Annotated in this window: 25 protein-coding genes; 19 read left to right on the top strand and 6 right to left on the bottom strand. The window is 70.3% G+C overall.

Features of this window, described 5'->3' with window-relative positions:
* Positions 1–57 precede the first annotated feature (57 nt).
* The 3 genes from atpD (at position 58) to ACN4JJ_RS16630 (ending at position 2,650) form a co-directional block, all read left to right on the top strand.
* A complete protein-coding gene (gene atpD, locus ACN4JJ_RS16640) occupies positions 58–1,518 on the top strand; it encodes a F0F1 ATP synthase subunit beta (RefSeq protein WP_440711013.1) in 1,461 nt (486 codons plus the stop codon).
* Between the two features lie 2 nt (positions 1,519–1,520).
* The gene (locus ACN4JJ_RS16635) at positions 1,521–1,787 is read left to right on the top strand and encodes a F0F1 ATP synthase subunit epsilon (protein ID WP_440711012.1); all 267 of its coding nucleotides are present in this window, start codon (positions 1,521–1,523) and stop codon (positions 1,785–1,787) included.
* A gap of 113 nt (positions 1,788–1,900) precedes the next feature.
* Positions 1,901–2,650 carry a YaaA family protein gene (locus ACN4JJ_RS16630; RefSeq protein WP_440711011.1) on the top strand — a complete coding sequence of 250 codons (750 nt, stop codon included), beginning with the start codon at positions 1,901–1,903 and terminating at the stop codon, positions 2,648–2,650.
* A 23-nt stretch (positions 2,651–2,673) separates the two neighbouring features.
* Here ACN4JJ_RS16630 and ACN4JJ_RS16625 read toward each other — a convergent pair whose 3' ends face one another.
* Positions 2,674–3,189, bottom strand: a complete 516-nt coding sequence (locus ACN4JJ_RS16625; protein ID WP_440711010.1) for a methylated-DNA--[protein]-cysteine S-methyltransferase — start codon at positions 3,187–3,189, stop codon at positions 2,674–2,676.
* Positions 3,190–3,313: 124 nt separating this feature from the next.
* On the opposite strand from ACN4JJ_RS16625, the gene ACN4JJ_RS16620 reads away from it, so the two are divergent.
* The 5 genes from ACN4JJ_RS16620 (at position 3,314) to rbfA (ending at position 10,004) form a co-directional block, all read left to right on the top strand.
* Entirely contained in the window at positions 3,314–5,080 is a 1,767-nt protein-coding gene (locus ACN4JJ_RS16620) for a proline--tRNA ligase (RefSeq protein ID WP_440711009.1), read from the top strand.
* 59 nt (positions 5,081–5,139) lie between these two features.
* Positions 5,140–6,138 carry a transcription termination factor NusA gene (gene nusA, locus ACN4JJ_RS16615; RefSeq protein ID WP_440711008.1) on the top strand — a complete coding sequence of 333 codons (999 nt, stop codon included), beginning with the start codon at positions 5,140–5,142 and terminating at the stop codon, positions 6,136–6,138.
* Between the two features lie 74 nt (positions 6,139–6,212).
* Positions 6,213–6,470 (top strand): YlxR family protein, encoded by a 258-nt coding sequence (locus ACN4JJ_RS16610; RefSeq protein WP_440711007.1) that lies wholly within the window; start codon positions 6,213–6,215, stop codon positions 6,468–6,470.
* 85 nt (positions 6,471–6,555) lie between these two features.
* Positions 6,556–9,426: a translation initiation factor IF-2 gene (gene infB / locus ACN4JJ_RS16605; protein ID WP_440711006.1), complete on the top strand. Its 2,871-nt coding sequence runs from the start codon at positions 6,556–6,558 to the stop codon at positions 9,424–9,426.
* Positions 9,427–9,557: 131 nt separating this feature from the next.
* Complete coding sequence (gene rbfA, locus ACN4JJ_RS16600) at positions 9,558–10,004, top strand: 30S ribosome-binding factor RbfA (RefSeq protein ID WP_440711005.1); 447 nt, start codon at positions 9,558–9,560, stop codon at positions 10,002–10,004.
* Between the two features lie 133 nt (positions 10,005–10,137).
* Here the strand turns inward: rbfA and ACN4JJ_RS16595 are convergent, their stop codons facing one another.
* Positions 10,138–11,037, bottom strand: coding sequence for an iron-sulfur binding domain-containing protein (locus ACN4JJ_RS16595; RefSeq protein WP_440711004.1), 900 nt, complete (start codon positions 11,035–11,037; stop codon positions 10,138–10,140).
* A 53-nt stretch (positions 11,038–11,090) separates the two neighbouring features.
* On the opposite strand from ACN4JJ_RS16595, the gene ACN4JJ_RS16590 reads away from it, so the two are divergent.
* The 3 genes from ACN4JJ_RS16590 to ACN4JJ_RS16580 are packed head-to-tail and all read left to right on the top strand — an operon-like array spanning position 11,091 to position 13,099.
* Positions 11,091–11,705: a nucleoside/nucleotide kinase family protein gene (locus ACN4JJ_RS16590; RefSeq protein ID WP_440711003.1), complete on the top strand. Its 615-nt coding sequence runs from the start codon at positions 11,091–11,093 to the stop codon at positions 11,703–11,705.
* 36 nt (positions 11,706–11,741) lie between these two features.
* The gene (gene truB, locus ACN4JJ_RS16585; protein ID WP_440711002.1) at positions 11,742–12,734 is read left to right on the top strand and encodes a tRNA pseudouridine(55) synthase TruB; all 993 of its coding nucleotides are present in this window, start codon (positions 11,742–11,744) and stop codon (positions 12,732–12,734) included.
* The gene (locus ACN4JJ_RS16580; protein WP_440711001.1) at positions 12,731–13,099 is read left to right on the top strand and encodes a hypothetical protein; all 369 of its coding nucleotides are present in this window, start codon (positions 12,731–12,733) and stop codon (positions 13,097–13,099) included. The genes truB and ACN4JJ_RS16580 overlap by 4 nt, the downstream gene beginning before the upstream one ends.
* 39 nt (positions 13,100–13,138) lie before the next feature.
* Here ACN4JJ_RS16580 and ACN4JJ_RS16575 read toward each other — a convergent pair whose 3' ends face one another.
* Positions 13,139–14,590 (bottom strand): serine hydrolase, encoded by a 1,452-nt coding sequence (locus tag ACN4JJ_RS16575; RefSeq protein ID WP_440711000.1) that lies wholly within the window; start codon positions 14,588–14,590, stop codon positions 13,139–13,141.
* Positions 14,591–14,690: 100 nt separating this feature from the next.
* Here ACN4JJ_RS16575 and ACN4JJ_RS16570 point away from each other — a divergent pair, with 100 nt between their 5' ends.
* From ACN4JJ_RS16570 to ACN4JJ_RS16535, 8 genes are all read left to right on the top strand, one after another.
* Entirely contained in the window at positions 14,691–15,101 is a 411-nt protein-coding gene (locus tag ACN4JJ_RS16570; protein WP_440710999.1) for a hypothetical protein, read from the top strand.
* Positions 15,098–16,036 carry a bifunctional riboflavin kinase/FAD synthetase gene (locus tag ACN4JJ_RS16565; RefSeq protein ID WP_440710998.1) on the top strand — a complete coding sequence of 313 codons (939 nt, stop codon included), beginning with the start codon at positions 15,098–15,100 and terminating at the stop codon, positions 16,034–16,036. The genes ACN4JJ_RS16570 and ACN4JJ_RS16565 overlap by 4 nt, the downstream gene beginning before the upstream one ends.
* Positions 16,023–17,294: an MFS transporter gene (locus ACN4JJ_RS16560; RefSeq protein ID WP_440710997.1), complete on the top strand. Its 1,272-nt coding sequence runs from the start codon at positions 16,023–16,025 to the stop codon at positions 17,292–17,294. Before ACN4JJ_RS16565 ends, ACN4JJ_RS16560 begins: the two co-directional genes overlap by 14 nt.
* 82 nt (positions 17,295–17,376) lie before the next feature.
* Complete coding sequence (gene deoC / locus ACN4JJ_RS16555; protein ID WP_440710996.1) at positions 17,377–18,384, top strand: deoxyribose-phosphate aldolase; 1,008 nt, start codon at positions 17,377–17,379, stop codon at positions 18,382–18,384.
* 13 nt (positions 18,385–18,397) lie between these two features.
* The gene (locus tag ACN4JJ_RS16550) at positions 18,398–19,837 is read left to right on the top strand and encodes an aldehyde dehydrogenase family protein (protein WP_440710995.1); all 1,440 of its coding nucleotides are present in this window, start codon (positions 18,398–18,400) and stop codon (positions 19,835–19,837) included.
* Complete coding sequence (locus ACN4JJ_RS16545) at positions 19,834–20,694, top strand: aldehyde dehydrogenase family protein (protein WP_440710994.1); 861 nt, start codon at positions 19,834–19,836, stop codon at positions 20,692–20,694. Before ACN4JJ_RS16550 ends, ACN4JJ_RS16545 begins: the two co-directional genes overlap by 4 nt.
* Positions 20,695–20,866: 172 nt before the next feature.
* Positions 20,867–22,387 carry an SDR family oxidoreductase gene (locus ACN4JJ_RS16540; RefSeq protein WP_440710993.1) on the top strand — a complete coding sequence of 507 codons (1,521 nt, stop codon included), beginning with the start codon at positions 20,867–20,869 and terminating at the stop codon, positions 22,385–22,387.
* Between the two features lie 30 nt (positions 22,388–22,417).
* A complete protein-coding gene (locus ACN4JJ_RS16535; protein WP_440710992.1) occupies positions 22,418–22,996 on the top strand; it encodes a GDSL-type esterase/lipase family protein in 579 nt (192 codons plus the stop codon).
* Between the two features lie 12 nt (positions 22,997–23,008).
* Here ACN4JJ_RS16535 and ACN4JJ_RS16530 read toward each other — a convergent pair whose 3' ends face one another.
* From ACN4JJ_RS16530 to ACN4JJ_RS16520, 3 genes are read right to left on the bottom strand one after another with little or no spacing between them, the layout of a single operon-like run.
* Positions 23,009–24,388, bottom strand: a complete 1,380-nt coding sequence (locus tag ACN4JJ_RS16530) for a M20/M25/M40 family metallo-hydrolase (RefSeq protein WP_440710991.1) — start codon at positions 24,386–24,388, stop codon at positions 23,009–23,011.
* An 11-nt stretch (positions 24,389–24,399) separates the two neighbouring features.
* Entirely contained in the window at positions 24,400–25,344 is a 945-nt protein-coding gene (locus ACN4JJ_RS16525) for a carbohydrate kinase family protein (RefSeq protein ID WP_440710990.1), read from the bottom strand.
* Between the two features lie 18 nt (positions 25,345–25,362).
* Positions 25,363–26,298 (bottom strand): pseudouridine-5'-phosphate glycosidase, encoded by a 936-nt coding sequence (locus ACN4JJ_RS16520; RefSeq protein WP_440710989.1) that lies wholly within the window; start codon positions 26,296–26,298, stop codon positions 25,363–25,365.
* Positions 26,299–26,309 lie beyond the last annotated feature (11 nt).

The raw sequence follows: 26,309 nt of genomic DNA, 5'->3' as shown, positions 1-26,309 counted from the left end.
TGGCCTCCGCCACATAATCAGCGCCTCAACGGGCACCTGAAGAGAAGAGAAAGCACAATGACTGACACTGCTACCGCGCCAGTCCAGGCCGCGACGCCCGGCGGCGTCGGCCGTGTTGCGCGCGTCACCGGGCCGGTGGTGGACATCGAGTTCCCGCACGACTCGATCCCCGAGGTCTACAACGCCCTCAAGACCACGCTGAACGTGGCGGGCGTCGCCACCGAGATCACGCTCGAGGTCGCTCAGCACCTCGGTGACGACCTCGTGCGCGCCATCGCCCTGAACCCCACCGACGGACTCGTCCGCGGCCAGGAGGTTCGCGACACCGGTGCGGCCATCTCCGTGCCCGTCGGCGACGTCACCAAGGGCAAGGTCTTCAACGTCATCGGCGAGGTGCTCAACGCCGAGCCCGGCGAGACGATCGAGATCACCGAGCGCTGGCCCATCCACCGCAAGCCCCCGGCGTTCGACCAGCTGGAGTCGAAGACCAACCTCTTCGAGACCGGCATCAAGTCGATCGACCTCCTCACCCCGTACGTGCAGGGTGGAAAGATCGGCCTCTTCGGTGGTGCGGGCGTGGGCAAGACCGTCCTCATCCAGGAGATGATCCAGCGTGTGGCCCAGGACCACGGTGGTGTGTCGGTGTTCGCCGGTGTCGGCGAGCGCACCCGTGAGGGCAACGACCTCATCCACGAGATGGAGGAGGCGGGCGTCTTCGACAAGACCGCCCTCGTGTTCGGCCAGATGGACGAGCCGCCGGGAACGCGACTGCGCGTGGCCCTGTCGGCTCTGACCATGGCGGAGTACTTCCGCGATGTGCAGAACCAGGACGTGCTGCTGTTCATCGACAACATCTTCCGCTTCACCCAGGCCGGTTCCGAGGTGTCGACCCTTCTGGGCCGCATGCCTTCCGCGGTGGGTTACCAGCCGAACCTCGCCGACGAGATGGGCGTTCTGCAGGAGCGCATCACCTCCACGCGTGGTCACTCGATCACCTCGCTGCAGGCGATCTACGTGCCCGCCGACGACTACACCGACCCGGCGCCCGCGACCACGTTCGCGCACCTCGACGCCACTACCGAGCTCTCGCGTGAGATCGCCTCGAAGGGTCTGTACCCGGCGATCGACCCGCTGACCTCGACCTCGCGGATCATGGACCCCCGCTACTTGGGCGCCGACCACTACCGCGTGGCCACCACGGTGAAGCAGATCCTGCAGAAGAACAAGGAGCTGCAGGAGATCATCGCCATCCTCGGTGTCGACGAGCTCTCCGAGGAAGACAAGATCACCGTGTCGCGCGCACGCCGGATCCAGCAGTTCCTCTCGCAGAACACCTACATGGCGAAGAAGTTCACCGGTGTCGAGGGTTCGACCGTTCCGCTCAAGGACACCATCGAGTCGTTCGACGCGATCACCAAGGGCGAGTTCGACCACGTGGCCGAGCAGGCGTTCTTCAACGTCGGTTCGATCGGTGACGTCGAAGAGAAGTGGGCTCAGATCCAGAAGGAGAACGGCTGATCATGGCTGCCCCTCTCACCGTCAGCATCGTCTCGGCGGATCAGCAGATCTGGGCGGGCGAGGCCACCATGGTCATCGCCAAGACGGTCGAAGGCGAGATCGGCATCCTGGCCGGCCACGAGCCGCTGCTCGCGATTCTCGCCGCCGGCGAGGTGCGCGTGAACGCGGCCGGAGGCGAGCGCCTGGTGGCGCGTGCCGACGACGGCTTCCTCTCGGTCGAGAACAACGTGGTGACGATCGTCGCGCGTGACGCCGAGCTGGTCAAGTAGTCACTGCTCCTCTCTCAGACCGCCGCATCCTGCTCCTCGGAGCGGGGTGCGGCGGTCTTTTTCCTTGACCCGCCGGGTTCTCGACCCGGCATCGTGAAAGCGACCCCTTCCCTGTGCTGATCCTGCTCCCTCCCTCCGAGACCAAGCGCGACGGCGGTGACACCACCCCGCTGGACTACTCGGCCCTCGCGCATCCGGGTCTGTCGAAGACGCGCCGCGCGCTCGTGCGTCGCGTCTCTCAGCTGGCGCGGACGCCAGACGAGATGATGACGCGCCTGAAGCTCGGCCAGAAGCTGGCCTTCGAGGTCGAGCGCAACCGCACGCTCGCCAAGGCCCCGACGATGCCGGCCATGGACCGGTACACGGGCGTTCTGTACGAAGCCCTGGACGCCCCGGAGCTGGATGCCGCCGCCCGGGCGTTCCTGACCGCCCACGTGCGGATCCATTCCGCCCTGTTCGGCTTGCTCGGTGCTGCAGACCCGATTCCTGCGTACCGCCTCTCGCACGATTCCCGGCTGGACGCGCCGAGCGTGAAGGCCACATGGGCCGACGCCGTCTCGAAGGAGCTCCTCGCTCACCAGCACGAGCTCGTGCTCGACCTGCGCTCGGAGGCCTACGTGGCCCTCGGCCCGGTGCCGCCGGCCGTGCCGCACGCCTACTTTCTGAGGGTGGTGACGACCGGTCCCGACGGCGCTCAGCGCGCCCTCAACCACTTCAACAAGAAGGGCAAGGGGGAGCTCGTGCGGGCGCTCGCGCAGCACGGGCGGGACTTCGGGACGGTGGAGGAATTGATCGCCTGGGGCGCGGCATCCGGGAACCGGCTGGCCGTCTCGCCGGCGGGGGAGCTTCTTCTCGAGGTCTGAGCCGTTCGGCCGCCGGACCGGCGTCAGGCCACATGGGGGATGTGCTCCAGGTCGAGCAGCTTCGCCTTCGTGGGGGCGCCCTCGCCCCAGCTCCAGCCGGTGACCCGGCCGTCGGCCGAGAGCACGCGGTGGCAGCCGACCAGCAGGGGCGTGGGGTTCGACGCGATGGCTCCGCCGACCGCGCGGCCCGAGCCGGCCTTGCCGACCGCCTTGGCGATGGCCCCGTAGGTGGTGGAGGTGCCGAAGCCGACGGCCGCGATCTCGTTCCACACCAGCACCTGGAACGGCGTTCCCCGCTGCAGCAGCGGCACCGTGAACTTGCGGCGGAACCCGCCGAAGTAGTCGAGGATCTGCGCGATCGCCTCGTCGGTGACCGCCGTGGTGTCGTAGGCGAGCCCGTCGTGGGGGAGCGTGCCGTGCTGCTCGATCGCGACCGAGGTGATGTACTCGCCGTCGCCGGTGACCTCGATCCGGCCGATCGGCGAGGTGCACCGTTGCAGATACGGCGAGGCCGAGCGGAGCTGGGTGAGTGTGTCCATACCCCGACGGTACGAAGCCGCGGCGCGTCCCACTGTCACCCGCCGCGATCTGTGGACAACCCGCAGCCACCCCGCGCCTGTGGAGAACGAGAACGCCGGTCGCGCGGCTGACTAAACTCGAGGCGTGCCTACACGCTTGACGAACTACTTCCTCCGAACGCTCCGCGAAGACCCCTCCGACGCGGAGGTGACGAGCCATCGCCTTCTGGTGCGTGCCGGCTACATCCGCCGCCAGGCCCCGGGCATCTTCGCGTGGCTGCCGCTGGGCCTGCGGGTGAAGGCCAAGATCGAGGAGGTCATCCGCCGCGAGATGGCCGCCGCGGGCGCCTTCGAGGTGCACTTCCCCGCCCTGCTGCCGAAGGAGCCCTACGAGGTCACCGGTCGTTACACCGAGTACGGGCCGGGGATGTTCCGCCTCTCCGACCGCAAGGACGCCGGCTACGTGCTCGCCCCCACGCACGAAGAGGTGTTCACGCTGCTCGTGAAAGACCTCTACAACAGCTACAAAGACCTGCCGCTGTCGATCTACCAGATCCAGGACAAGTACCGCGACGAGGCCCGCCCCCGCGCGGGCCTGCTGCGAGGCCGTGAGTTCACGATGAAGGACGCCTATTCCTTCGACTACACGGATGCGGGGCTCGACGCCTCCTACCAGGCCCAGCGCGACGCCTACGAGCGCATCTTCACCGCGCTCGGCCTCGAGTACGTGATCGTGAAGGCGGATGCGGGCGCCATGGGCGGTTCCAAGAGCGAGGAGTTCCTGCATCCCACGCCCGTCGGCGAAGACACCTTCGTGCGCTCGGCCGGGGGCTACGCCGCCAACGTCGAGGCGTTCACCACCCTGGTTCCCGAGGCACGCCCGATCGACGGGCTGCCCGCCGCCGAGGGGCACGACACCCCCGAGACCCCCACCATCCAGACGCTAGTGGACGCGGCCAACGCCGACCACCCGCGCGCCGACGGCCGCGCGTGGACCGCCGCCGACACGCTGAAGAACGTGGTGCTCGCCCTCACCCAGCTCGACGGATCGCGCGAGCTCGTGATCGTGGGCCTCCCCGGCGACCGCGAGGTCGACCTGAAGCGCGCGGAGGTCGCCTTCGCGCCCGCCGTCGACGTGGAGCCCGCCAGCGAGGCCGACTTCGCCAAGCATCCGCTTCTCGTCAAGGGCTACATCGGCCCCTGGTCGCCCGCGGGCGCCGTTCTCGGCGAAGAGGCGAGCACGGGCATCCGCTTCGTCGTCGACCCGCGCGTGGTCGACGGCACCGAGTGGATCACCGGTGCCAACGAGCAGGGCAAGCACGTGTTCGGCCTGGTGGCCGGCCGCGACTTCGTGGCCGACGGCACCGTCGAGATCGCCGAGGTGCAGGCCGGAGACCCCGCTCCCGACGGGTCGGGGCCGGTCGAGCTCGCCCGGGGCATGGAGATCGGGCACGTCTTCCAGCTCGGCCGCAAGTACGCCGAGGCGCTCGGGCTCAAGGTGCTCGACGAGAACGGCAAGCTGGTCACCGTGACGATGGGCTCGTACGGCATCGGCGTCACCCGCATCCTGGCCATCATCGCCGAGCTCAACAACGATGCCAACGGGCTCATCTGGCCCCCGTCGGTGGCACCGTTCGACGTGCACGTGATCGCCACCGGGAAGGGTGCCGAGATCTGGGAGGCCGCCGAACGGGTGGCCGCCGAGCTCGAGGCGAAGGGCCTGGACGTGCTCTTCGACGACCGGCCCAAGGTCTCGCCCGGCGTGAAGTTCGGCGATGCCGAGCTGATCGGCATCCCGCAGATCGTGATCGTGGGCCGGGGCGTCGCCGAGGGCGTCGTGGAGCGCTGGGATCGGGCCTCGGGGGAGCGCACCCAGGTGGCTCTGGATGACGTCGCCGCGAGCTTCGGGTAGTCTTAGCGTTTGACTGCCGGAGTTCTCGGCATCTGAGATCTGAACAGAGGAGGCCGGAAATGGACATCGACCTCAGCGTCTTACGTCTCTTGGAACGCGAGCGGGAGATTCCCTTCGAGGAGCTCGTGGGAATCATCGAGCAGGCGATCCTGACGGCTTTCCTCAAGCACACCGACCGCGAGGCGGCGAACGAGGACGGCACGCCCGCGGCGCGCGTGCACCTGGACCGCAAGACGGGGCACATCGGCATCTTCGTGCCGGAGCGCGACGAAGACGGCGTGGTGATCGGCGAGGCCGAGGAGAACCCGAGCGACTTCGGCCGCATCGCGGCGTTCGCGGCCAAGCAGGTGATCAACCAGCGTCTGCGCGACATCGGCGACGACAAGGTGCTCGGCGAGTTCAAGGGGCGCGAGGGCGACATCATCGCCGGCGTCATCCAGCAGGGCCCCAACCCGCGCATGGTGCACGTCGACCTCGGCACGATCGAGGCCATCCTGCCCCCCGAGGAGCAGGTCCCCGGTGAGGACTACGCGCACGGATCGCGCATCCGCGTGTACGTGACCAGTGTCGCCAAGGGGCCCAAGGGTCCGGCGATCACGGTGTCGCGCACGCATCCGTCGCTGGTGCGCAAGCTCTTCGCGCTCGAGGTGCCGGAGATCGCCTCCGGTGTGGTCGAGATCGTGTCGCTGGCCCGCGAAGCCGGTCACCGCACCAAGATCGCGGTGCGCGCCACGGAACCGGGCGTGAACGCCAAGGGCGCCTGCATCGGCGAACTCGGGCAGCGCGTGCGCGCGGTCACCTCTGAGCTCGGCAACGAGAAGATCGACATCGTCGACTACTCCGACGACCTGCCCACCTTCGTGGCCAACGCCCTCTCGCCCGCCAAGGTGTCGAGCGCCTTCGTGATCGACGCGAGCCTGAAGGCCGTTCGCGCCCTCGTGCCGGATTACCAGCTCTCGCTGGCCATCGGCAAGGAGGGCCAGAACGCCCGACTCGCCGCGAAGTTGACCGGCGCAAAGATCGACATCCAGCCGGACAGCATCCTCGACGGCGACTGATGGCGCCGTTCTTCGGCTGATCAGCGCGCCGAGCCGGTCGGGTGTCGCCCGGCCGGTCGGGAATATGGAGTACGATGGAACCCGTTAGAACGTGCGTCGGATGTCGTGCGCGCGCCACTCGATCCTCATTATTGAGGGTCGTGGCCAAGGAACAGGTTCTGGTCGTCGACGAGGCGGCCTCTCTTCCCGGGCGTGGCGCATGGTTGCATCCCTCACCTGATTGCTTTCGGCTCGCGGTCACGCGGCGGGTTTTCGGGCGTGCGCTCCGTGTGGAGGGAACCCTCGACACGACGACATTAGAGAACAGGCTGAACGGCACCGTGAACCCATGAGTGACAACTGATGAGCGGCTCGAAATGAGACCCGTCCGTTTTTAGCGGTCTGCCCTGTCTGGGGTAGACCTCAGACAGGAGAATTGTGGCTGCAAAACCACGTGTACATGAAGTCGCCGCCGAGCTCGGCGTCGACAGCAAGGTCGCCCTTGCAACCCTCAAAGAGATGGGCCAGTTCGTCAAGGGCCCGTCGTCGAGCATCGAGCCCCCCGTGGCCCGACGGCTCAAAGAGGCACTGATCAAGGCCGGCGCCGGATCGGAAGGCGCCGCGGCGCCCGCCGCCCCGAGCCCGTCCGGCTCCGCCCCCCGCACCTCGTCGGGACCGCGCCCGGGCGTTCGCCCCGGCCCGTCGGCTCCGACTCCGGCTGCCGCGGCACCCGCCCCCGCGAAGCAGGCTGCTCCGGCAGCCCCCGCCGCGCCGGCACCCGCTGCCGCGCCGGCTCCGGCGGAGGCCCAGCGTCCCGCCGCGGCCGCCCCGCAGGCTCCGGCAGCCGCCGCATCGACCGAGACCCCCGCGGCTCCGGCCGCATCCGACTCGGCCGGTACCGCCCCCGCTCCCTCGGCCCCGGCCGCCGGATCGGGCGACTCCGCGGCTCCGCGCCCGGGCGGTCCCCGTCCCGGCATCCCGCGTCCCGGCAACAACCCCTTCGCCAGCCAGCAGGGAATGCAGCGCCCCGGCGCCCCGCGCCCCGGCAACAACCCCTTCGCGAGCCAGCAGGGCATGGGCCGCGGTGCAGCCTCCGGCGGCGCCGGCGGCAACTCCGCCATCCCGCGTCCCGGCGCCCCCCGCCCCGGAGCCCCGCGCCCCGGTGCACCCCGTCCGGGCGCCCCGCGTCCCGGTGGTCCCGGCGGCTTCCGTCCGGGCGGCCCCGGTGGAGCCGGTGGCTTCCGTCCGGGCGCTGCCCAGGGCGGCGGCGCTCGTCCCGCTCCCGGCACCCCCGGCTACCGTCCGGGTGGAGCACCCGGCGGCGGCTTCGCACCCCGTCCGGGTGCGGGTGGTCGTGGCCGTGGCCCCGGTGGTGGAACCGCCGGTGCGTTCGGTCGCGGTGGCGGCAAGAGCAAGGCGCGCAAGTCGAAGCGCACGAAGAGAGCAGAGTTCGAGCTGCGCGAGGCCCCGTCGCTGGGTGGCGTGAGCGTCCCCCGCGGCGACGGCAACACCGCCGTGCGGCTGCGTCGCGGTGCCTCGATCACCGACTTCGCCGACAAGATCGACGCGAGCCCCGGCAACCTGGTGACCGTGCTGTTCCACCTCGGTGAGATGGCGACGGCCACGGAGTCCCTCGACGAGGCCACCTTCCAGGTGCTCGGCGAAGAGCTCGGCTACAAGATCCTGATCGTGTCGCCGGAGGAGGAAGACCGCGAGCTGCTCGAGGGCTTCGACATCGACCTCGACCAGGAGCTGGAAGACGAGACCGACGAAGACCTGGAGATCCGTCCCCCGGTCGTCACCGTCATGGGACACGTCGACCACGGTAAGACGCGCCTTCTCGACGCGATCCGGAACGCGAACGTCGTCGCCGGTGAGGCCGGTGGCATCACCCAGCACATCGGTGCCTACCAGGTCATCACCGAGCACGAGGGCATCGAGCGCCCGATCACCTTCATCGACACCCCGGGCCACGAGGCGTTCACCGCCATGCGTGCCCGTGGTGCCCAGGTGACCGACATCGCGATCCTCGTGGTGGCGGCGGACGACGGCATCATGCCGCAGACCATCGAGGCCCTGAACCACGCCCAGGCGGCCAACGTGCCGATCGTGGTCGCGGTGAACAAGATCGACAAGGCCGACGCCAACCCGGCGAAGGTGCGCCAGCAGCTCACCGAATTCGGCCTCGTGGCCGAAGAATACGGTGGAGACGTGATGTTCGTCGACGTGTCCGCACGCAACGACATCGGTATCCAGGACCTGCTCGACGCCGTGATCCTCACGGCCGACGCCGGGCTCGACCTGCGGGCCAACCCGAACAAGGATGCCCGTGGTGTCGCCATCGAGGCGAAGCTCGACAAGGGCCGTGGTGCGGTTGCGACCGTGCTCATCCAGTCGGGAACGCTCCGCGTCGGCGATGCGATCGTGGCCGGAACCGCTTACGGGCGTGTTCGTGCCATGGTCGACGAGAACGGCGAGACCGTCACCGAGGCGACCCCGTCGCGTCCGGTGCAGGTGCAGGGACTCTCGTCCGTGCCCCGCGCCGGTGACACCTTCCTCGTCACCGAGGAGGACCGCACCGCGCGTCAGATCGCTGAGAAGCGTGAGGCCGCCGAGCGCAACGCCTCGCTGGCCAAGGCCCGCAAGCGCATCTCGCTGGAAGACTTCACCCGTGCCCTCGAAGAAGGCAAGGTCGAAGCCCTCAACCTCATCATCAAGGGTGACGTCTCCGGTGCCGTCGAGGCACTCGAGGAGTCGCTGCTCAAGATCGAGGTCGACGACAGCGTGCAGCTGCGCATCATCCACCGCGGTGTGGGTGCCGTCACGGAGTCGGACGTCAACCTGGCGACCGTCGACAACGCGATCATCATCGGGTTCAACGTGCGGCCCGACACCAAGGCGCGCGAGCGTGCGGCCCGAGAAGGCGTGGACATCCGCTTCTACTCGGTCATCTACAACGCGCTGGACGACATCGAGAGCTCGCTCAAGGGCATGCTCAAGCCCGAGTTCGAAGAGGTGCAGTCGGGTGTGGCGGAGATCCGCGAGATCTTCCGTTCCTCCAAGTTCGGCAACATCGCCGGTGTCATCGTGCGGTCGGGAACGATCACGCGGAACGCCAAGGCTCGGGTCATCCGCGAGGGTGTCGTGGTCGGGGACAACCTGGCCATCGAGTCGCTGCGCCGCTTCAAGGACGACGTCACCGAGGTGCGCACGGACTTCGAGGCCGGTATCGGGCTCGGCAAGTTCAACGACATCCAGATCGGCGACGAGATCGAGACGATCGAAATGAAGGAGAAGCCGCGGGTCTGACCTGTGGTCGGGACCCGGTGAGGGTCTCGCTCTCCGCCTCAGGATTGGGCTTCGCCCAAAGGCGGCGGAGAGCGAGACCCTCACCGGGTCCCTTACGTTTACACTCGCTGCAAGGAAGTAAGGGGTAAGGAATGGCTGATCCGGCTCGGGCCGCGAAGATGGCGGACCGCATCAAGGTGATCGTGGCCAAGCGACTGGAGAAGGGGATCAAGGATCCCCGGCTCGGGTTCGTGACCATCACGGATGTGCGGGTCACCGGCGACCTCCAGCACGCGTCGATCTTCTACACCGTGTACGGCGACGACCGGGAGCGGGCCGACTCGGCCGCGGCTCTGAAGTCGGCCACCGGGATGCTGCGCAGCGAAGTGGGGAAGAACATCACCGCCCGGCTGACGCCGTCGCTGGAGTTCATCGCGGATGCTCTTCCCGAGAACGCGCACGCGCTCGAGGAACTGCTGGCCGAGGCCAAGGTTCGGGATGCTGCGGTGGAGAGTCTTGCGAAGTCGGCGACTTACGCCGGGGACGAGGATCCTTATGTGAAGCCTCGGGTGATCGGGGAGGACGAGGAAGAGGTCTGACCTTCGGGTTGGGGACGGATCCGGGGGGATATATTCACTCCCCGCCTAGGGGTTGAGCGGAGCTCAAAGGCGGCGGGGAGCGAATATATCCCCCGGATCCTTCGTTTTGGGGGAGTTGGAAGAGTCCTTCGATTTAGGGGAGTTGGAAGAGGTCGTCCTGGGTGGCGACTATGAGGCCGTCTTTGAGGAGGCCGGAGAGCGCTCTGCCGTAGCGGGCTTGGTCGTCTTCTAGGGTCTGGGAGAGGACTGCTGCGGGGACCGGGTGTGGCGTACTTCTGAGGACTTTGAGGAGGGCACCTCGGGCCTGGCGGTCGGAGCCCTCGTACTTCTTCTGGGTGGGGCGACGGGAGACCTCGGTGTCGGGGTAGCCGGACTGGCGCCAGGCGCAGAGGTCGGCGAGGGGGCAGAGCTCGCACTTGGGGGAGCGGGCGGTGCAGACCAGGGCGCCGAGCTCCATCATGCCGGCGTTGAAGCGGGCGGCTGCGGTGTCGTCGGTGGGGAGCAGGGCGGTCATCGCGGGGAGGTCGCGTTTGGCGTTGGGGGACGGGGCATCCGGGAGACCGTCGACGGCCCGGGCGATGACTCGGCGGATGTTGGTGTCGACGACCGGGTGGCGGGCGCCGAAGGCGAAGACCGCCACGGCGCGGGCGGTGTAATCGCCGACCCCGGGGAGGGCGAGGAGGGCGTCGACGTCGTTCGGGACGACGCCGGCGTGGCGTTCCGTGATGGCTACGGCACAGGCGTGCAGGTTGAGGGCTCGGCGGGGGTAGCCGAGGGACTGCCAGGCGCGGACCGCCTCGCCGGGGGCGTCGGCCGCGAGAGCGGCGGGCGTGGGCCAGCGGGTGAGCCATTCGTCCAGGCGCGGGATGACCCGCACCACGGGGGTCTGCTGCAGCATGAACTCGCTCACCAGGGTGCCCCAGGCCGAGAAACCGGGCCGGCGCCACGGCAGGTCGCGCGCGTTCTCGGCGAACCAGTCCACGACGCGCTCCGCGAACTCGGCGCGGGTGTTCGGCGCGGGACTCACGGGCATCCCTCAACCTTAGATCGGGGGAGTGGGCGTCGTGGCCGACGTAGACTGGCGGCATGGTGACGGGACCGGATGCGGCCAGCGAGTTCGCGGATGCGCTGGCGAAGGAGATCGCCCACAACTATCGCGCGGGGCGTGTGATCGTGGGGGTCGACGGCGTCGAAGGCACCCGGGGGTTCGCCGACGAGCTCGGTGCGGCCTACCGGCGCGCGGGGTCCACGGTGGTGCGGGCTTCGATGGACGACTTCCAGCGGCCACGGGCTGCCCGGGAGCTGCGCGGGCCGGACTCCGGCGAGGAGTACTACTTCGACCGGTACGACGTGTCGACGCTGTCCCGGGTGCTGATCGAGCCGTTCCGGATGGGTGGGAGCGCGGGCTTCCAGCTCGCGTCGTTCGACGCCGATCGGGATGCTCCGCGCGAGTCGGCCTGGTTGACCGCCCCGGCGGATGCCGTGCTCATCCTGGACGGGCCGTTCCTGCAGCGGCCGGGCCTACGCGGAACCCTGAACTTCACCGCCTACCTCGAGACCCGCCGCTTCGGACTGCCGGCCGCCGTGCTCGGTGCCGACGACCTGTACCAGGCCGAGGCCGGACCGCGCTTCGGTGCGAGCGCCATCATCGACGTGAACGACCCCGAGCATCCGCGCCGCGTCTTCTCCGACTCCTGCTGACGCGCCTGCTCCTCGCGAACTGTTAGCGTGGCAGGCGTGAAATCTGCGTCATCGGCCGTCAGCGGCATCCTGCTCGTCGACAAGCCCGCGGGGTTCACCAGCCACGACGCCGTGGCCCGCACCCGCCGGCTCGCCGGCACGCGCAAGGTCGGGCACGCCGGAACGCTGGATCCGATGGCCACCGGGCTGCTCGTGCTCGGCGTCAACAGCTCGACGCGGCTGCTCACCTTCGTGGTGGGGCTCGACAAGGAGTACCTCGCGACCGTGCGCCTCGGCGCCGCCAGCACCACCGACGACGCCGAGGGCGAGCTGCTCGACGCCGCCGAGCCGGCGCGCGTGCGGGCGCTGACCGGGGACTCGATCCGCGGGGCCTTCGCCGCCCAGCAGGGCACGATCGTGCAGGTGCCGAGCTCGGTGAGTGCCATCAAGGTGGACGGCAAGCGCGCCTACGCCCGCGTGCGTGCCGGAGAGGACGTGGTGCTCGAGGGCCGCACGGTCACGATCTCGGAGATCGAGTTCGCCGGCGAGCCTCGATCGGTCACCGAGGAGGCGGGTGAGTTCGTCGACGTCGACGTGCGCGTGGTGTGCTCTTCCGGCACCTACATCCGGGCCATCGCCCGCGACGTGGGTGCTCTGCTCGGCGTGGGCGGGCACCTGACCGCCCTGCGCCGCACCCGGATCGGCCCGTTCGGCCTCGCCGACGCCCACACCCTCGACGAGCTCGCGGATGGCGCCGAAGCGGGAGCAGCACTGCCGCTGCTCGCGCCGGCCTCGGTCGCCGCACGCCTGTTCCCCGTGCTCGAGGTCGGCGACGCCGACGCCGCCGCGCTCGGCCACGGGCAGCGGATCGCCGTTCCGGCATCCCCGGCGCCCGACCACGACGATCACGACCACGAGACCGCTCCGATCGCCGCCGTGACGACCGACGGCCGTCTGGTCGGCCTGATCGCCGTGTCCAAGGGCCGCGGCAAGAGCATCGTGAACTTCCCACCCGACGAATACGCACCCCCGGCAGGAGCGACCCCGTGATCGAGTGGTTCACCATCGTGCAGGTCGCCGTGGCCGTGGCGGCCGGGCTGCTCTGCGTCATCCTGGGCCTCAGCGGCCGCAAGCCGACCGACCTCAGCATGGGCGCGACCGCCCTGGTCGAACTGCTGCTGATCATCCAGCTGGTGATCGCGATCGCATCGCCGGCGTTCGGCAACAACCCCTCCGGCAGCCTGCTGGAGTTCTACATCTACCTGATCTCGGCCGTGCTGCTGCCGGCCGCGGGCGGCTTTTGGGCCCTGATCGAACGCAGCCGCTGGAGCACGGTCATCCTCGGCGCGGTGTGCCTCGCGGTGGCCGTGATGGTCTACCGGATGAACGTGATCTGGTTCGTGCAGGGCGCCTGACCCGCATCCGCGCCAGGCGCCCGAGGCCCGCCGGCGGCGTCACTCCTTCTCGAGCAGCGCCACCGCATCCTGAACCTGGCCGAAGAAGGTGGCCTGGTCGGCCAGCGCGGCCGGATCGGCCGACTCGCCCTGGATCGACACGGTGAAGGCCCGGCCGTCGGCCCGCTCCAGGTACCAGCTGCCGCCCAGCACGCCGATCGAGCTGCCGCCCTTGAAGGCCACATAGCTCCAGGCGTCGCCGAATGTCTCGCCGAGGCCGTTGTTGATCGCGAGGATGTCGCGCACGGGCGCCGCGGCCGGATCCTGAGCCTTCTGCTGCAGGGCCAGGTGCGCGGCCGTGAGGTCGTCGGCGGTGGTGAACCAGTCGAGACCGCTCTGCCACACGGGGGTGGCGACATCCTGCACCGCCACATCGACGAGACCGGTCGGCAGCGTGCTCAGGATGGCCTGACGCCCGGCGCTGTCGGCGTCGGCCCAGGCGGCCCGCCCGGCCGCTTCGGACTCACCCGTGCCCCAGCCGAGCTGGAACAGGGCACGAGTGGTGAGCAGCGGCACGTTGCGGGCGGGATCGCTCTGCCCCATCACGGAGAACTGCTGCTGCACGGCCTCGGGGCCGACCGCCGCGATGAGCAGGTCGGTGGCGGTGTTGTCGCTGATCGAGATCATCTTGTCGGCGGCCTCGCGCACGGTGACCGTGCTGCCCGAGGGCGCGTTCTGCAGCTCGCCCGAGGGCAGGCTCTTCACGTCGTCGGTGATGGTGAGCGGCTGGTCCCAGGCGAGCGTGCCGGCCGTGACGGCGTCGGCGACCGCGCCCAGCACGTAGAGCTTGAACATCGAGCCGGAGGGCATCGCCTCCGCGGCGTCGGGGCCCGCGGCGAGCAGAGGGGTTGTGGCCGGCTGTGCCGCACCACCCGGCTCGACCTCCGCGACCACGAGCCGCGTGTCGGTCGCGAACCCGTCGACCGCGTCTTCGAGCTCGCTCCAGCTGGTGGCCGGCGTGCGGTCGGCGGCCGAGGGGGTGAAGAGGAGGCCCGCGATCTTCTCGTCGGTGTCGAGGGCGATCTGCAGATCGAGCGAGTCGCCGCCGGGGGAGGTGATGGTCACGACGGCCTGCGTGCCGCCGTCTTGCACGGCCGTCGGCACCCACGGTCCCTGGGCGCCCAGCTGCGCGAAGACGTCGCTCAGCCCGTCGGCGCCGAGCTGGTCGAGCACGGGCTGCGCGAAGCGTGAGGTGATCCCGGTCGTCAGGGCCTCGCCCTCGACCTCGCCGTTGACGGCGGAGATGACCCAGCCGGTCTGCTCGCCGAGAGCGGTCTCCGGCAGGGCGACGGCGGTCTGCAGCGAGGAGGCCGCGGTCGTTGCGGGGACGCCCGATCCGTTCGCCGCACCGGGGTCGACGCAGCCGGCGAGGCCGAAGCCGAGACCGAGGGCCAGGGCGAGGCCGGTGACGGACAGGGTGCGGGGGTGGCGGTTCACGCGTTCGGAGCTCATGACTCCAGCCAAGCGGTCGCCGCCGCCCGGGGCATCCGGCTCCCGGCGGAACCCTCTCCGTCCCTCGGGGGAGGTGCGGGTGCCATAAACTCGAAGCGACATGGCACACGACACTCTCGCCCCGCCCACCCGAACCCGTGCGCGGGGCATCGGGCGGGTGCTCATCATCGTCTACGCGATCCTGGCGCTTGGCGCCACGGGCCGCTCGGTCGTTGAAATCATCGAAAAGTTCGACCAGGCGCCATTCGCCTACACGCTCTCGACGCTGGCCGCCGTGGTTTACATCATCGCCACCGTCGCCCTGATCGTCCCCGGGCCGGTCTGGTACCGGGTGGCCTGGGTCACCATCACCTTCGAACTGGTGGGAGTGCTGACCGTGGGGACGTTGAGTCTCGTGCTGCCGGATCTCTTCGCCAAGCCGTCAGTGTGGTCGTGGTACGGCATGGGCTACCTGTTCATCCCGCTCGTGCTGCCGGTGCTCGGGATGCTGTGGCTGCGGAAGAACCGATGAAGACCTTCTACTCCCTCGCCGAGGTTCCGGCGGATCTCGGGCCCTCGGCCGTGACGATCGGCAAGTTCGACGGCGTGCACACCGGCCATCGCGCCGTGATCGACGAACTGCTGAGTGTGGCCCGCTCGCGCGACCTGGAGTCGGTGATCATCACCTTCGACCGGCATCCGCTCGCCCAGCTCGACCCGGCAGCCCGGCCCGACGAACTCGTCAGCAACGCCCAGCGGCTCGGCCTGCTGGCCGACACGGGCGTGGATGCGACCCTGTTCATCCGCTTCGACGGCGCCCTGGCCTCGATGACGCCGCGCGAGTTCGCCGAGACGATCCTGCGCGACGTCTGCCACACCCGGGTGGTGATGGTGGGCCAGGACTTCCGATTCGGCTCCCAGGGCGCGGGGAACATCGAGACGCTGCGCGAGCTCGGCCGCGAGTTCGGCTTCGACGTCGACCTCATCCCCGAGGTGCAGCCCGAGGGCGACCGCAAGGTGTCCTCCACCTGGATCCGCGAACTGCTCGCCCAGGGCGACGTGGCCCGGGCCGGCGAGCTGCTGGGCCGCACGCCGGCCGTGCGCGGAGTCGTCGTGCACGGGGCCGCGCGCGGTCGTGAGCTCGGCTTCCCGACCGCCAACCTCTCGCCCGAGTCGGAGGGGCTGATCCCCGCCGACGGCGTGTACGCGGGCTGGCTCACCGACGGCGACGCCCGCTATCCGGCCGCCATCTCGGTGGGCAGCAACCCCACCTTCGACGGGGTGCCGCCCAAGCAGGTCGAGGCCTACGTGCTCGACGAGACGCTCGACCTGTACGACCACCTCGTGGAGATCTCGTTCGTGGCCCGTATCCGGGGCCAGGTCAAGTACACCGGGATCGACCCGCTGATCGAGCAGATGAACGTCGACGTCGAAGGCGTGCGCGCCATCCTGCATGACGCCTCCTGAGGCGTCGGCACCCTCCTCCGGGCCCGCTCCGCTCTGGCGCGGTCGGGCACTCGCCCTGATCGCGATCGTGGTGGTGGCGCTCAACCTGCGCCTGGCGGTCGTGGCGCTCTCGCCGATCCTCGGCCAGGTGTCGGCCGACATCGCGCTCGGCAGCCTCGGCGTGGGCGTGCTCGGGATGCTGCCTCCCGTCTGCTTCGCCGTGGTGGGGCTGTTCGCCCCGGCGCTGCACCGCCGCTTCGGGCTCGAACCGGTGGTGATCGGGGCGCTGGCCGCGATCCTGATCGGCCATCTCGCCCGGGCGCTGTCGGGCTCGTACCTCACGCTCGTGCTCGGCAGCGCCGTGACCTTCGCCGGGATGGGGGTGGCCAACGTGCTGCTGCCGGCGCTGGTGAAGCGCTACTTCCCCGATCGGGTGGGGCTGCTCACCGCCCTCTACGCGACGACGCTGGCGATCAGCGCCACCATCCCGCCCCTGCTGGCCGTGCCGATCGCCGATGCCGCGGGCTGGCGTGCCTCGGTCGGCAGCTGGTCGGTCTTCGCCGTTCTGGCGCTGCTGCCGATGGTGCTGCTCGCCGCGCAGGGGGCGAGGGACGCGCGGGGCCGCCGGGCGGACGCCGCCGCGGCACCGGCCGCCGAACGGGAGGCACCTCGGGCGCCCGCGCCTGCTCCCGGCCGGGTGTGGCGCAGCCCGCTGGCCTGGGGGCTGGCCGGCATGTTCGCGATGTCGGCGCTGAACGTCTACGCCATGTTCGCCTGGCTGCCGTCGATCCTGGCGGGGCTGGCCGGCGTCTCCGCGGCGACGGCCGGCATCCTGCTCTCGGTGTACTCGGTGGTGGGTCTCGTGCCGTCGCTGCTGGTGCCGCTGCTGGCCGGGCGCCTGAAGAGCGTTCGAGGGCTCGCCCTCACCGGCTCGGCGTTGTTCCTGGTGGGCTACGGAGGACTGCTGCTCGCGCCCCAGCCGCTCGTGCTGCTGTGGGTGGTGCTGGCCGGGCTCGGCCCCCTGCTGTTCCCGCTCGTGCTGGTGCTGATCAATCTGCGCACCCGCACCCCCCGGGGCGCCGTGGTGCTGAGCTCGTTCGCGCAGAGCTTCGGCTACGCCTTCGGGGCACTCGGACCGCTGCTGATCGGCATCCTGCACGACGCGACGGGCAGCTGGACCGCGCCCGTGGTGATGCTGCTCGTCACAGGCGTGGTGGCGGGAGTGTGCGGTCTGCTCGTGGCCGGGCCGCGGATGCTCGAAGACCAGTGGCACAATTGAGCGATGGGCCCGGCGCGACCGCGTGGGCCCAGAAGACGACGAGAGCCCACCGGCCGTCGAGAAGAGCAAGTCTGGAGACCTCGTGACCATCGAGAATGCGGTCCGGCCCGCCGAGCGTGCAGTGCAGCTGCTCGGCGACGACCTGACGGAGACCACCCTCAAGCGCTATCTGGAGGGGTTGCCCGGTGTCGACGCCGTGGGCCTGGAGCAACGGGCCGCCGGCCTCGGCACCCGGTCGATCAAGACCACCTCGAAGGTGTGGGCGCTCGACAAGATCATCGAGCTGATCGACCTCACCACCCTCGAGGGGGCCGACACGCCCGGCAAGGTGCGGTCGCTCGTGGCGAAGGCGCTGGTTCCGGATGCCTCCGACCTCAGCACCCCGCGGGTGGCGGCCGTCTGCGTCTACGGCGACATGGTGCCCTACGCCGTGGAGGCGCTCGGCGGCGCGCACGCGGCCGGCACCGACCAGGGCATCAACGTGGCCGCCGTCGCGACCGCCTTCCCCTCGGGGCGCGCCTCGCTGGCCGTGAAGCTGGCCGACACCGCGGATGCCGTGGCCGCCGGTGCCGACGAGATCGACATGGTGATCGACCGCGGTGCCTTCCTCTCCGGCCGGTACGGGCTGGTCTTCGACCAGATCGTCGCCGTGAAGGAGGCCTGCCGCCGGGCCGACGGAACCTACGCGCACCTCAAGGTCATCCTCGAGACCGGCGAACTGAACACCTACGACAACGTGCGCCGGGCGTCCTGGCTCTCGATCCTCGCGGGCGGCGACTTCATCAAGACCTCGACCGGCAAGGTGGCCCCGGCGGCCACGCTGCCCGTCACCCTGCTGATGCTCGAGGTCGTGCGCGACTGGCACCGGCTCACCGGCGAGAAGGTGGGCGTGAAGCCGGCCGGCGGCATCCGCTCGTCGAAGGACGCGATCAAGTACCTCGTGACGGTGGCCGAGACGGCGGGGGAGGAGTGGCTGCAGCCGCACCTGTTCCGCTTCGGCGCGTCGAGCCTGCTGAACGACGTGCTGCTGCAGCGGCAGAAGCTGTCGACCGGGCACTACTCCGGCGCCGACTACGTGACGATCGACTGAGAACGGACCCCTGATGTCATTCCTGGAATACGCGCCGGCTCCCGAGTCGACGGCCATCCTGAACCTGAAGAACGAGTACGGCCTGTTCATCGGCGGCGAGTTCGTCGCCGGCGGCGGGGAGGCGTTCCGCACCATCTCGCCCGCCACCGAGAAGCCGATCGCGCTGATCGCGAACGCCGACTCGGGTGACGTCGACCGCGCGGTGGCCGCCGCCCGCCGCGCCTACGACAAGACCTGGTCGAAGCTCTCGGGCCGTGACCGCGGCAAGTACCTGTTCCGGATCGCGCGACTCGTGCAGGAGCGGGCCCGCGAACTGGCCGTCGCCGAGTCGCTGGACAACGGCAAGCCGATCAAGGAGAGCCGCGACGTGGACGTGCCGCTCGTGGCGGCCTGGTTCTTCTACTACGCCGGCTGGGCCGACAAGCTCGATCACGCCGGCCTCGGGGCGAACCCGCGCTCGCTCGGCGTGGCCGCTCAGGTCATCCCGTGGAACTTCCCGCTGCTGATGCTGGCGTGGAAGATCGCGCCGGCTCTGGCCGCCGGCAACACCGTGGTTCTGAAGCCCGCCGAGACGACGCCGCTGACGGCGCTGCTGTTCGCCGAGATCCTGCAGCAGGCCGACCTGCCGGCCGGCGTGGTGAACATCCTCACCGGCGCCGGGGACACCGGGCGCGCCCTCGTGAACCACCCCGACGTGAACAAGGTCGCCTTCACCGGCTCGACGAGCGTGGGCCGCGAGATCGCGCGCTCGACCGCCGGATCGGGCAAGAAGCTCACCCTGGAGCTCGGCGGAAAGGCGGCGAACATCGTGTTCGACGACGCGCCGATCGACCAGGCGATCGAGGGCATCGTCAACGGCATCTTCTTCAACCAGGGGCACGTCTGCTGCGCCGGATCGCGCCTGCTGGTGCAGGAGAACGTGCACGACGAGGTCGTGGAGCGCCTGAAGTCGCGGCTGTCGACGCTGCGCGTGGGCGATCCGCTGGACAAGAACACCGACGTCGGGGCGATCAACTCGGCCGAGCAGCTCGCCCGCATCCGGGAGCTGTCGGCGGTGGGGGAGGACGAGGGCGCCGAGCGCTGGAGCCCCGCCTGCGAGCTGCCCGCCGAGGGCTTCTGGTTCGCGCCGACCATCTTCACCAACGTCTCGACCTCGCACCGTATCGCGCGTGAGGAGATCTTCGGGCCGGTGCTGTCGGTGCTCACCTTCCGCACGCCGGCCGAAGCGATCGCCAAGGCCAACAACACCCCGTACGGGCTGTCGGCGGGCATCTGGAGCGACAAGGGCTCGAAGGTGCTGGCCGTGGCCGACAAGCTGCGCGCCGGCGTGATCTGGGCGAACACCTTCAACCGCTTCGACCCGGCCTCGCCGTTCGGCGGCTTCAAGGAGTCGGGCTACGGCCGCGAGGGCGGCCGCCACGGTCTCGCCGCCTACCTGAAAGGATCGAAATGAGCCACGTCAGCGTTCCCAAGACGTACAAGCTGTTCATCGGCGGGGCTTTTCCGCGCAGTGAATCCGGGCGGGTCTACGAGGTGACCACGCCCAAGGGCGTGTTCCTCGCGAACGCAGCGAAGGCGTCGCGGAAGGATGCCCGGGATGCTGTCGTGGCCGCGCGGGCCGCGGTGAGCGGCTGGGCCGGCGCCACCGCCTACAACCGAGGGCAGGTGCTCTACCGTGTCGCCGAGGTGCTCGAGGGGCGCCGCGCGCAGTTCGAGGACGAGATCGTGCGCCAGGAGGGCGTCTCGGCCTCGGCCGCGCGCGCCCAGGTGGACGAGGCGATCGACCGCTGGGTCTGGTACGCCGGCTGGACCGACAAGTACGCCCAGGTGACGGGCAACGCGAACCCGGTGTCCGGCCCGTACTTCAACCTCTCGGTGCCCGAGCCGACCGGTGTCGTGGCCGTCGTCGCGCCGCAGGACTCCTCGCTGCTGGGCCTGGTCAGCGCCATCGCCCCGGCGCTGGTGCCCGGCAACACCGTCGTGGTGATCGCGAGCGAGGCCTATCCGCTCTCGGCCGTCACGCTGGCCGAGGTGCTCGCCACGAGCGACCTGCCCAAGGGCGTGGTGAACGTGCTCACCGGCTCGGCCGCCGAGATGGCGCCGTGGCTCGCCGCGCACGCCGACGTGAACGCGCTCGACCTGGTCGGCGCATCCGCTCTGGACTGGGTCGACCTCGAGATCGAGGCCGCGCAGACCCTCAAGCGCGTGCTCCCGCCCGAGGAGGGCCCGGATGCCGCGGCCCCCGCCCTCGCCCGCATCACGGCCTTCACCGAACTCAAGACGGTCTGGCACACCAAGTCCCTGCTCTGACCCACCCACCCACCCCACCTCCTCTCGAGCCGTCGATTTCGGCCCTTCCCCCGGCACTTTCAGGGCCAGAATCGACGGGTCGCGAGGAGGGTGTCGGGGGTGGGGTGGGAGGCTGGCTGGGAGTCGAGGGCTCGGGCGGGCGGCTCGGGCGGGTTCGGCATAGCGTGAAAGCATGACCGAGAACGAACGACTTGCGCTGGTGACCGGGGCGACCGGCTACATCGGCGGGCGGCTGGTGCCGCGACTGCTGGAGGCCGGCTTCGCCGTGCGTGTGCTGGTCCGCAGCCCCGACAAGCTGCGCGATGTGCCGTGGGCCGGATCCGTCGACATCGTGGAGGGCGACCTCGACGACCGCGCGTCGATCGAGGCCGCCAGCCAGGGCGTTGACGTGTTCTACTACCTGGTGCACTCGATGGGCGGCAAGAAGGACTTCGAGGAACCCGAGAAGCAGGCTGCGCAGAACGTGGCGGCGGCCGTGAAGGCTGCGGGTGTGAAGCGGGTCGTCTACCTCGGCGGGCTGCATCCGCAGACCGGTGAGCTCTCACCGCACCTGCGCTCCCGCGTGGCGGTGGGCCGCGTGCTGCTCGACTCGGGCGTGCCGACGGCCGCTCTGCAGGCCGGGGTGGTGATCGGATCGGGATCGACCTCGTTCGAGATGATCCGGCACCTCACCGACGTGCTGCCCTACATGCCGGCGCCGAAGTGGGTGCGCAACCGCATCCAGCCGATCGCCGTGCGCGACGTGCTGTACTACCTGGTGAGGTCGGCCGATCTGCCCGACGACGTCAACCGCACCTTCGACATCGGCGGCCCCGACGTGCTGCGCTACGGGCAGATGATGAACGGGTACGCCCTCGAGGCGGGCCTCAAGCAGCGGCCGATCGCGTCGCTGCCGGTGTTCACTCCGTGGCTCGCCTCGCAGTGGGTCAATCTCGTGACGCCGATCCCTCGCTCCCTCGCCATCCCGATCATCGCGTCGCTGCAGTTCGACTGCATCACGCACGAGCACGACATCCGGCAGTACATCCCCGACCCCGAGGGCGGCCTGACCCGCTACCGGCGCGCGGTGAGCCTGGCGCTGGAGAAGGAGAAGGCCGGCGAGGTGGAGACCAGCTGGCAGGACTCGCTCGTCGACGGCGCCGTGAGCGATCCGCTGCCGAGCGACCCCGACTGGGCCGGCCACACCGTGTTCCTCGACGAGAAGCAGCGGGAGACGGATGCCCGACCCGAAGATCTCTGGCGCGTGATCGAGGGCATCGGCGGGCAGAACGGCTGGTACTCCTTCCCACTGGCCTGGGCCGTGCGCGGCTGGATGGACAAGATCGTGGGCGGCGTCGGCCTCCGCCGTGGGCGCCGGAGCGCGACCCGGCTGAACCAGGGCGACGCGCTCGACTTCTGGCGGGTGGAGGAGATCGACCGCGGCGAGTTCCTGCGGTTGCGTGCCGAGATGCGCGTGCCGGGACGGGCCTGGCTCGAGATGCGCGCTCGACCGCTCGAGGGCGGCCGCTCGCGCTACGAGCAGCGCGCCATCTTCTTCCCGCGCGGGCTCGGCGGGCGGCTGTACTGGTTCGCCATCCTGCCCTTCCACGGGGTCATCTTCAACGGCATGGCGAACCGCATCACGGCGACCGCGCTGGCCTCCCACACGGAGGACGGGAGCACCGGAACGGCCGCCGCGCCCGTCGCCGGGTAACATGGACAGGGACTTCACCAGGAGGATCAGATGACTGGAAAGCCCAAGACCGTCTTCGTCGGAGACAGCTTGACCGAGGGCGGGAGCTGGCAGGACTGGTTCCCCGGCGACGAGACCGTCAACCTCGGCGTGGGGGGTGACACCACCGAAGGCCTGATCGAGCGCCTCGATTCGGTGGCCGCCGAAGACCCCGACACCGTGGTGCTGCTGATCGGCACCAACGACATCGCCAACCGGCGCGCCGTCGAGCAGATCGTGCGAAACATCGAGACCATTCTGGTCACGCTGCGGGCCGACTCGCCGGATGCGCGCATCCTCGTGCAGTCGGTGCTGCCCCGCGGGGCGGAGTACGCCGAGTACGTGAAGGAGATCAACCGGCACGTCTGGCAGTTCGCCGCCACGGTGAAGGCGCACTACCTCGACCTGTGGCCCGTCATGGCGATGGAGGACGGCGAGCTCAACCCCGCCTATACCGAAGACCGCCTGCACCTGAACACCGCCGGGTACGACGCCTGGCTCTCCGAGCTGGTGCCGGCCCTCGAGCGCGTGCACGACCTGCCGCCGTCGAGCCGCGCCATCCGTCTCCCGCAGCTCGGCGGCGTCGAGTAGCAGCCGCTCCGCTCAGAGGCGGCGGAGCAGGGTCTCGAAGAAGCGGATGCCGGTGAACCAGGTGGCCACGCGGATGCGCTCGTTCTTCGCGTGCAGGGTGGCCCGCTCGTCGGCGGACATCTCGAAGGGGCTGAAGCGGTAGACGTTCCGGCTGAGCGGCGCGAACCGGCGGGAGTCGGTGGCGCCGGTCTGCACGTACGGCGTGACGACCGCGGTGGGGTAGGCCGAGGTGATCGTGTCGGCCAGCAGGTCCCAGCGCGGGCCGGACATCTCCGACACCGCGGCGGGCTCGTTGGCGCTGATCGCCTCCACGCGCACGAGCGGGTCGGCGATCGCCCGCTCGAGGTGGCGCCGGGTCTCGTCGACCGTCGACCCGATCGCGATCCGCACGTTCACCACGGCCTGCGCGCGCTCGGCCAGGGCGTTGGCGGCGAGCGACCCCGAGAGCTGCGTCACGGCGGTCGTGGTGCGCACGATCGCGGCCGTCTCCGCGCTCATCCGGGCGAACACGGCCACCAGCAGCGGCCGGAACACGCCCACGCGGGTGAACACGAACTTCAGCGGCCCGCGACCGTGCGCGCCGACCGTGCGGATCATGGTGGCCGTGACGTCGTTGATCCGCGCCCGGAACGGTCGCTTCGACAGCCGCACGATCGCCCGCGCCAAGCGGTTCGTGGCCGTGTCGGGCGGGGGAGTGGAGGCGTGACCGCCGGCCTGCTCGGCGGTGAGGGTGAAGCTCGTCGTGCCCTTCTCGCTCACGCCCACGACGGCGATCGGCACGTCGACCGTGGGGAACAGCTTCTCGACCACGGCGCCGCCCTCGTCGAGCACGAGGCCGATCCGGATGCCGCGCTCGGCGAACAGGGCGGCAGCGGCTTCGGCGCCGGTGCCGTCGGTCTCCTCGTCGTGGCCGAACAGTAGGTAGACGTCGTTCTCGGGTGCGTGCCCGGCGGCGAGCGAGCGTTCGACGGCCTCGAGGATGCTGACGACCGAGCCCTTGTCGTCGAGCGTTCCGCGGCCCCAGAGCACGCGGTCGGCGCCGCGGCCGGTGACGACGGCGTCGAACGGCGGATGCGTCCAGCCCTCGTCGGTGGCGGCCACCACGTCGTAGTGCGCCATCAGGATGCAGACGGGGGCGGTGCCGGCGGTCGCCGACGCGGACGCGCCGCGCCAGCGGTACAGCAGCGTGTGCCCGGCGACGAGCTCGCGCTCGAGCGCGCCGTGCAGCAGCGGGTAGAGCTCCTCGATGAGCGCCCCGAAGCGGTCGAAGGCCGCCCAGTCCACCTCCGCCTCGTCGAGGTGCGACATCGTCGGAATGCGAAGCAGCGCCCGCAGCCGCTCGAGCGAGGCCTCATCGGCACCGGGCTCGGGCAGGGTGTGCTGTGCGTTCATGGCATCCGATCCTAGGGACGGCCGCCCAGCCGGGTGACCGCCTGCGAGGCCGCGCTCAGGCCGGCATCCGCGGCGGCGGAGAGGAGTTCGGGCGGGGCGTCGTGCAGCGGGCCGGGCGTGGCCGCGCCGGCGCAGCCGGTGAGCAGGGCGCCGACGAAGCCGGCGCTGAAGGCGTCGCCGGCGCCCGTGGTGTCGACGGGGGCGACGGGCACGGCCTCCCGGCGCAGCATCCCGTGAGCACGGCCGGCGACCAGCACACCGGCGCGGCCCATCGTGAGCACGACCAGCGGATGCCGCTCCAGCAGCTGCTCGGCGATGTACTCCGGGTCGTCCCGCCCGGTGAGCGCGCGCCCCTCGTCGAGGTTCGGGATGACGATGTCGGCGCCCGCCATCGCAGCCAGGATGCGCTCGGCACCGTGATCGGCGATGAAGCCGGCCGATCCGGGGTTCACCGAGACCGACGACCCCGCATCCTGAGCCGCCCGGGTGAGCGCGGCCAGCTCGAGCGCCCGCGAGTCACCCGGGTCGCTGAACAGCGAGTACCCGGTGAAGTGCAGGTGCCCGCCGGGGGAGAAGAGGGCGTGGTCGACGTCGCGCACCGTCGTGAGCGCATTCGCTCCGCGCTCGGTGAGCATCGTGCGGGTGCGATCGTGCTGCAGGATGACCACGATCGTGCCCGTCGGCAGGTCGGCCGTGGCCCGGAGGGACGGCGTCACGCCGGTGCGCCGCAACTCGTCTTCGTGGCGCTGCAGGTCGTCGACCGCCACGCGGCCCGCGAAGTGGGTGCGGTGCCCGAGGTGCCCGAACCAGGCGGCGGCGTTCGCGGCCGATCCGCCCGGGCGGCGCTCGATGCGCGCGGTCGTGTCGGTGTCAGGACGGATCGGGCCCGAGGGCGTCACGATCACGTCGTCGATCACGTCGCCGAAGACGACGACCCAGGGGCCGGCTGCCGGCACGACGGACGCCGACACCGATCAGGCGCCGGATCCGGCTGTGGCGGAGGTGAGCGCGCTCCACGCCACCGCGATCTCGCCGGCCAGCCGCACGTTGTTGCGCGCGATGTCGAGGTTCACCTCGAGGCTGCGGCCGCCGGACGCGTCGACGATGTAGCCCAGCAGGAAGGGCGTGACGGCCTTGCCCGTGACCCCGGCCTCCGAGGCCGCGGCGAACGCGGTGGCCAGCACGCGATCGTGCTCGGCCGGATCCCACTGCTGATCCTGCGGCAGCGGGTTCGCCACCACGATGCCCTGGCCGTGGCCGAGCTCGTCCTGACTGCGCATCACCCGCGCGATCTCGGCGGCATCCTCGACCTGCCAGTCGATGCTGTACCCCGAGGTGCTCAGCCAGAAGCTCGGGAAGTCGGTGGTGCGGTAGCCGAGCACCGGCACGCTGAGCGTCTCGAGGCGTTCGAGGGTGGCGGGGATGTCGAGCACCGACTTGACGCCGGCGGAGACCACCGTGACGGCCGAGATGGCGAGAGCGCTCAGGTCGGCCGACTCGTCGAACGACTCGGAGGCCCCGCGATGCACGCCGCCGAGGCCGCCCGTGGCGAACACCCGCACGCCGGCCTTGCCCGCGAGGTACGCGGTGGCGGCGACGGTGGTGGCACCGCTGGCCCCCTTGGCGGCGAGGATCGGCAGGTCGCGCACGCTGGCCTTGGCCATCGGCTCCTCGGCGATGCGGCGCACGCCCTCCTCGTCGAGGCCGATCTGCGGCACGCCGTCGAGCACGGCGATCGTGGCGGGCGTCACACCGGCCGAGCGCAGGATGCCCTCGAACTCGCGTGCCGCCTCGAGATTGCGGGGCTGCGGAAGCCCGTGCGAGATGATGGTCGACTCGAGTGCGACCACGGGGCGGCCGTCAGCCAGAGCGGAGGCGACGTCGGGGGAGACGGTGAAGGGCGTAGCCATCGGGCGGGCCG

Source organism: Herbiconiux dendrobii (assembly GCF_052048175.1).
Classification (GTDB): domain Bacteria; phylum Actinomycetota; class Actinomycetes; order Actinomycetales; family Microbacteriaceae; genus Herbiconiux.
Note: the sequence above shows the minus strand (reverse complement) of the source record. Positions and strands in the feature narration are given on the sequence as shown.

Bases quoted from the DNA above. Each gene is read 5' to 3' on its own strand.
- atpD (WP_440711013.1), top strand. From the start codon at position 58: ATGACTGACACTGCTACCGCGCCAGTCCAGGCCGCGACGCCCGGCGGC.
- ACN4JJ_RS16635 (WP_440711012.1), top strand. From the start codon at position 1,521: ATGGCTGCCCCTCTCACCGTCAGCATCGTCTCGGCGGATCAGCAGATC.
- ACN4JJ_RS16625 (WP_440711010.1), bottom strand. From the start codon at position 3,189: ATGGACACACTCACCCAGCTCCGCTCGGCCTCGCCGTATCTGCAACGG.
- nusA (WP_440711008.1), top strand. From the start codon at position 5,140: ATGGACATCGACCTCAGCGTCTTACGTCTCTTGGAACGCGAGCGGGAG.
- ACN4JJ_RS16610 (WP_440711007.1), top strand. From the start codon at position 6,213: ATGGAACCCGTTAGAACGTGCGTCGGATGTCGTGCGCGCGCCACTCGA.
- rbfA (WP_440711005.1), top strand. From the start codon at position 9,558: ATGGCTGATCCGGCTCGGGCCGCGAAGATGGCGGACCGCATCAAGGTG.
- ACN4JJ_RS16595 (WP_440711004.1), bottom strand. From the start codon at position 11,037: ATGCCCGTGAGTCCCGCGCCGAACACCCGCGCCGAGTTCGCGGAGCGC.
- ACN4JJ_RS16590 (WP_440711003.1), top strand. From the start codon at position 11,091: ATGGTGACGGGACCGGATGCGGCCAGCGAGTTCGCGGATGCGCTGGCG.
- ACN4JJ_RS16575 (WP_440711000.1), bottom strand. From the start codon at position 14,590: ATGAGCTCCGAACGCGTGAACCGCCACCCCCGCACCCTGTCCGTCACC.
- ACN4JJ_RS16570 (WP_440710999.1), top strand. From the start codon at position 14,691: ATGGCACACGACACTCTCGCCCCGCCCACCCGAACCCGTGCGCGGGGC.
- ACN4JJ_RS16565 (WP_440710998.1), top strand. From the start codon at position 15,098: ATGAAGACCTTCTACTCCCTCGCCGAGGTTCCGGCGGATCTCGGGCCC.
- ACN4JJ_RS16560 (WP_440710997.1), top strand. From the start codon at position 16,023: ATGACGCCTCCTGAGGCGTCGGCACCCTCCTCCGGGCCCGCTCCGCTC.
- ACN4JJ_RS16550 (WP_440710995.1), top strand. From the start codon at position 18,398: ATGTCATTCCTGGAATACGCGCCGGCTCCCGAGTCGACGGCCATCCTG.
- ACN4JJ_RS16545 (WP_440710994.1), top strand. From the start codon at position 19,834: ATGAGCCACGTCAGCGTTCCCAAGACGTACAAGCTGTTCATCGGCGGG.
- ACN4JJ_RS16540 (WP_440710993.1), top strand. From the start codon at position 20,867: ATGACCGAGAACGAACGACTTGCGCTGGTGACCGGGGCGACCGGCTAC.
- ACN4JJ_RS16535 (WP_440710992.1), top strand. From the start codon at position 22,418: ATGACTGGAAAGCCCAAGACCGTCTTCGTCGGAGACAGCTTGACCGAG.
- ACN4JJ_RS16530 (WP_440710991.1), bottom strand. From the start codon at position 24,388: ATGAACGCACAGCACACCCTGCCCGAGCCCGGTGCCGATGAGGCCTCG.
- ACN4JJ_RS16520 (WP_440710989.1), bottom strand. From the start codon at position 26,298: ATGGCTACGCCCTTCACCGTCTCCCCCGACGTCGCCTCCGCTCTGGCT.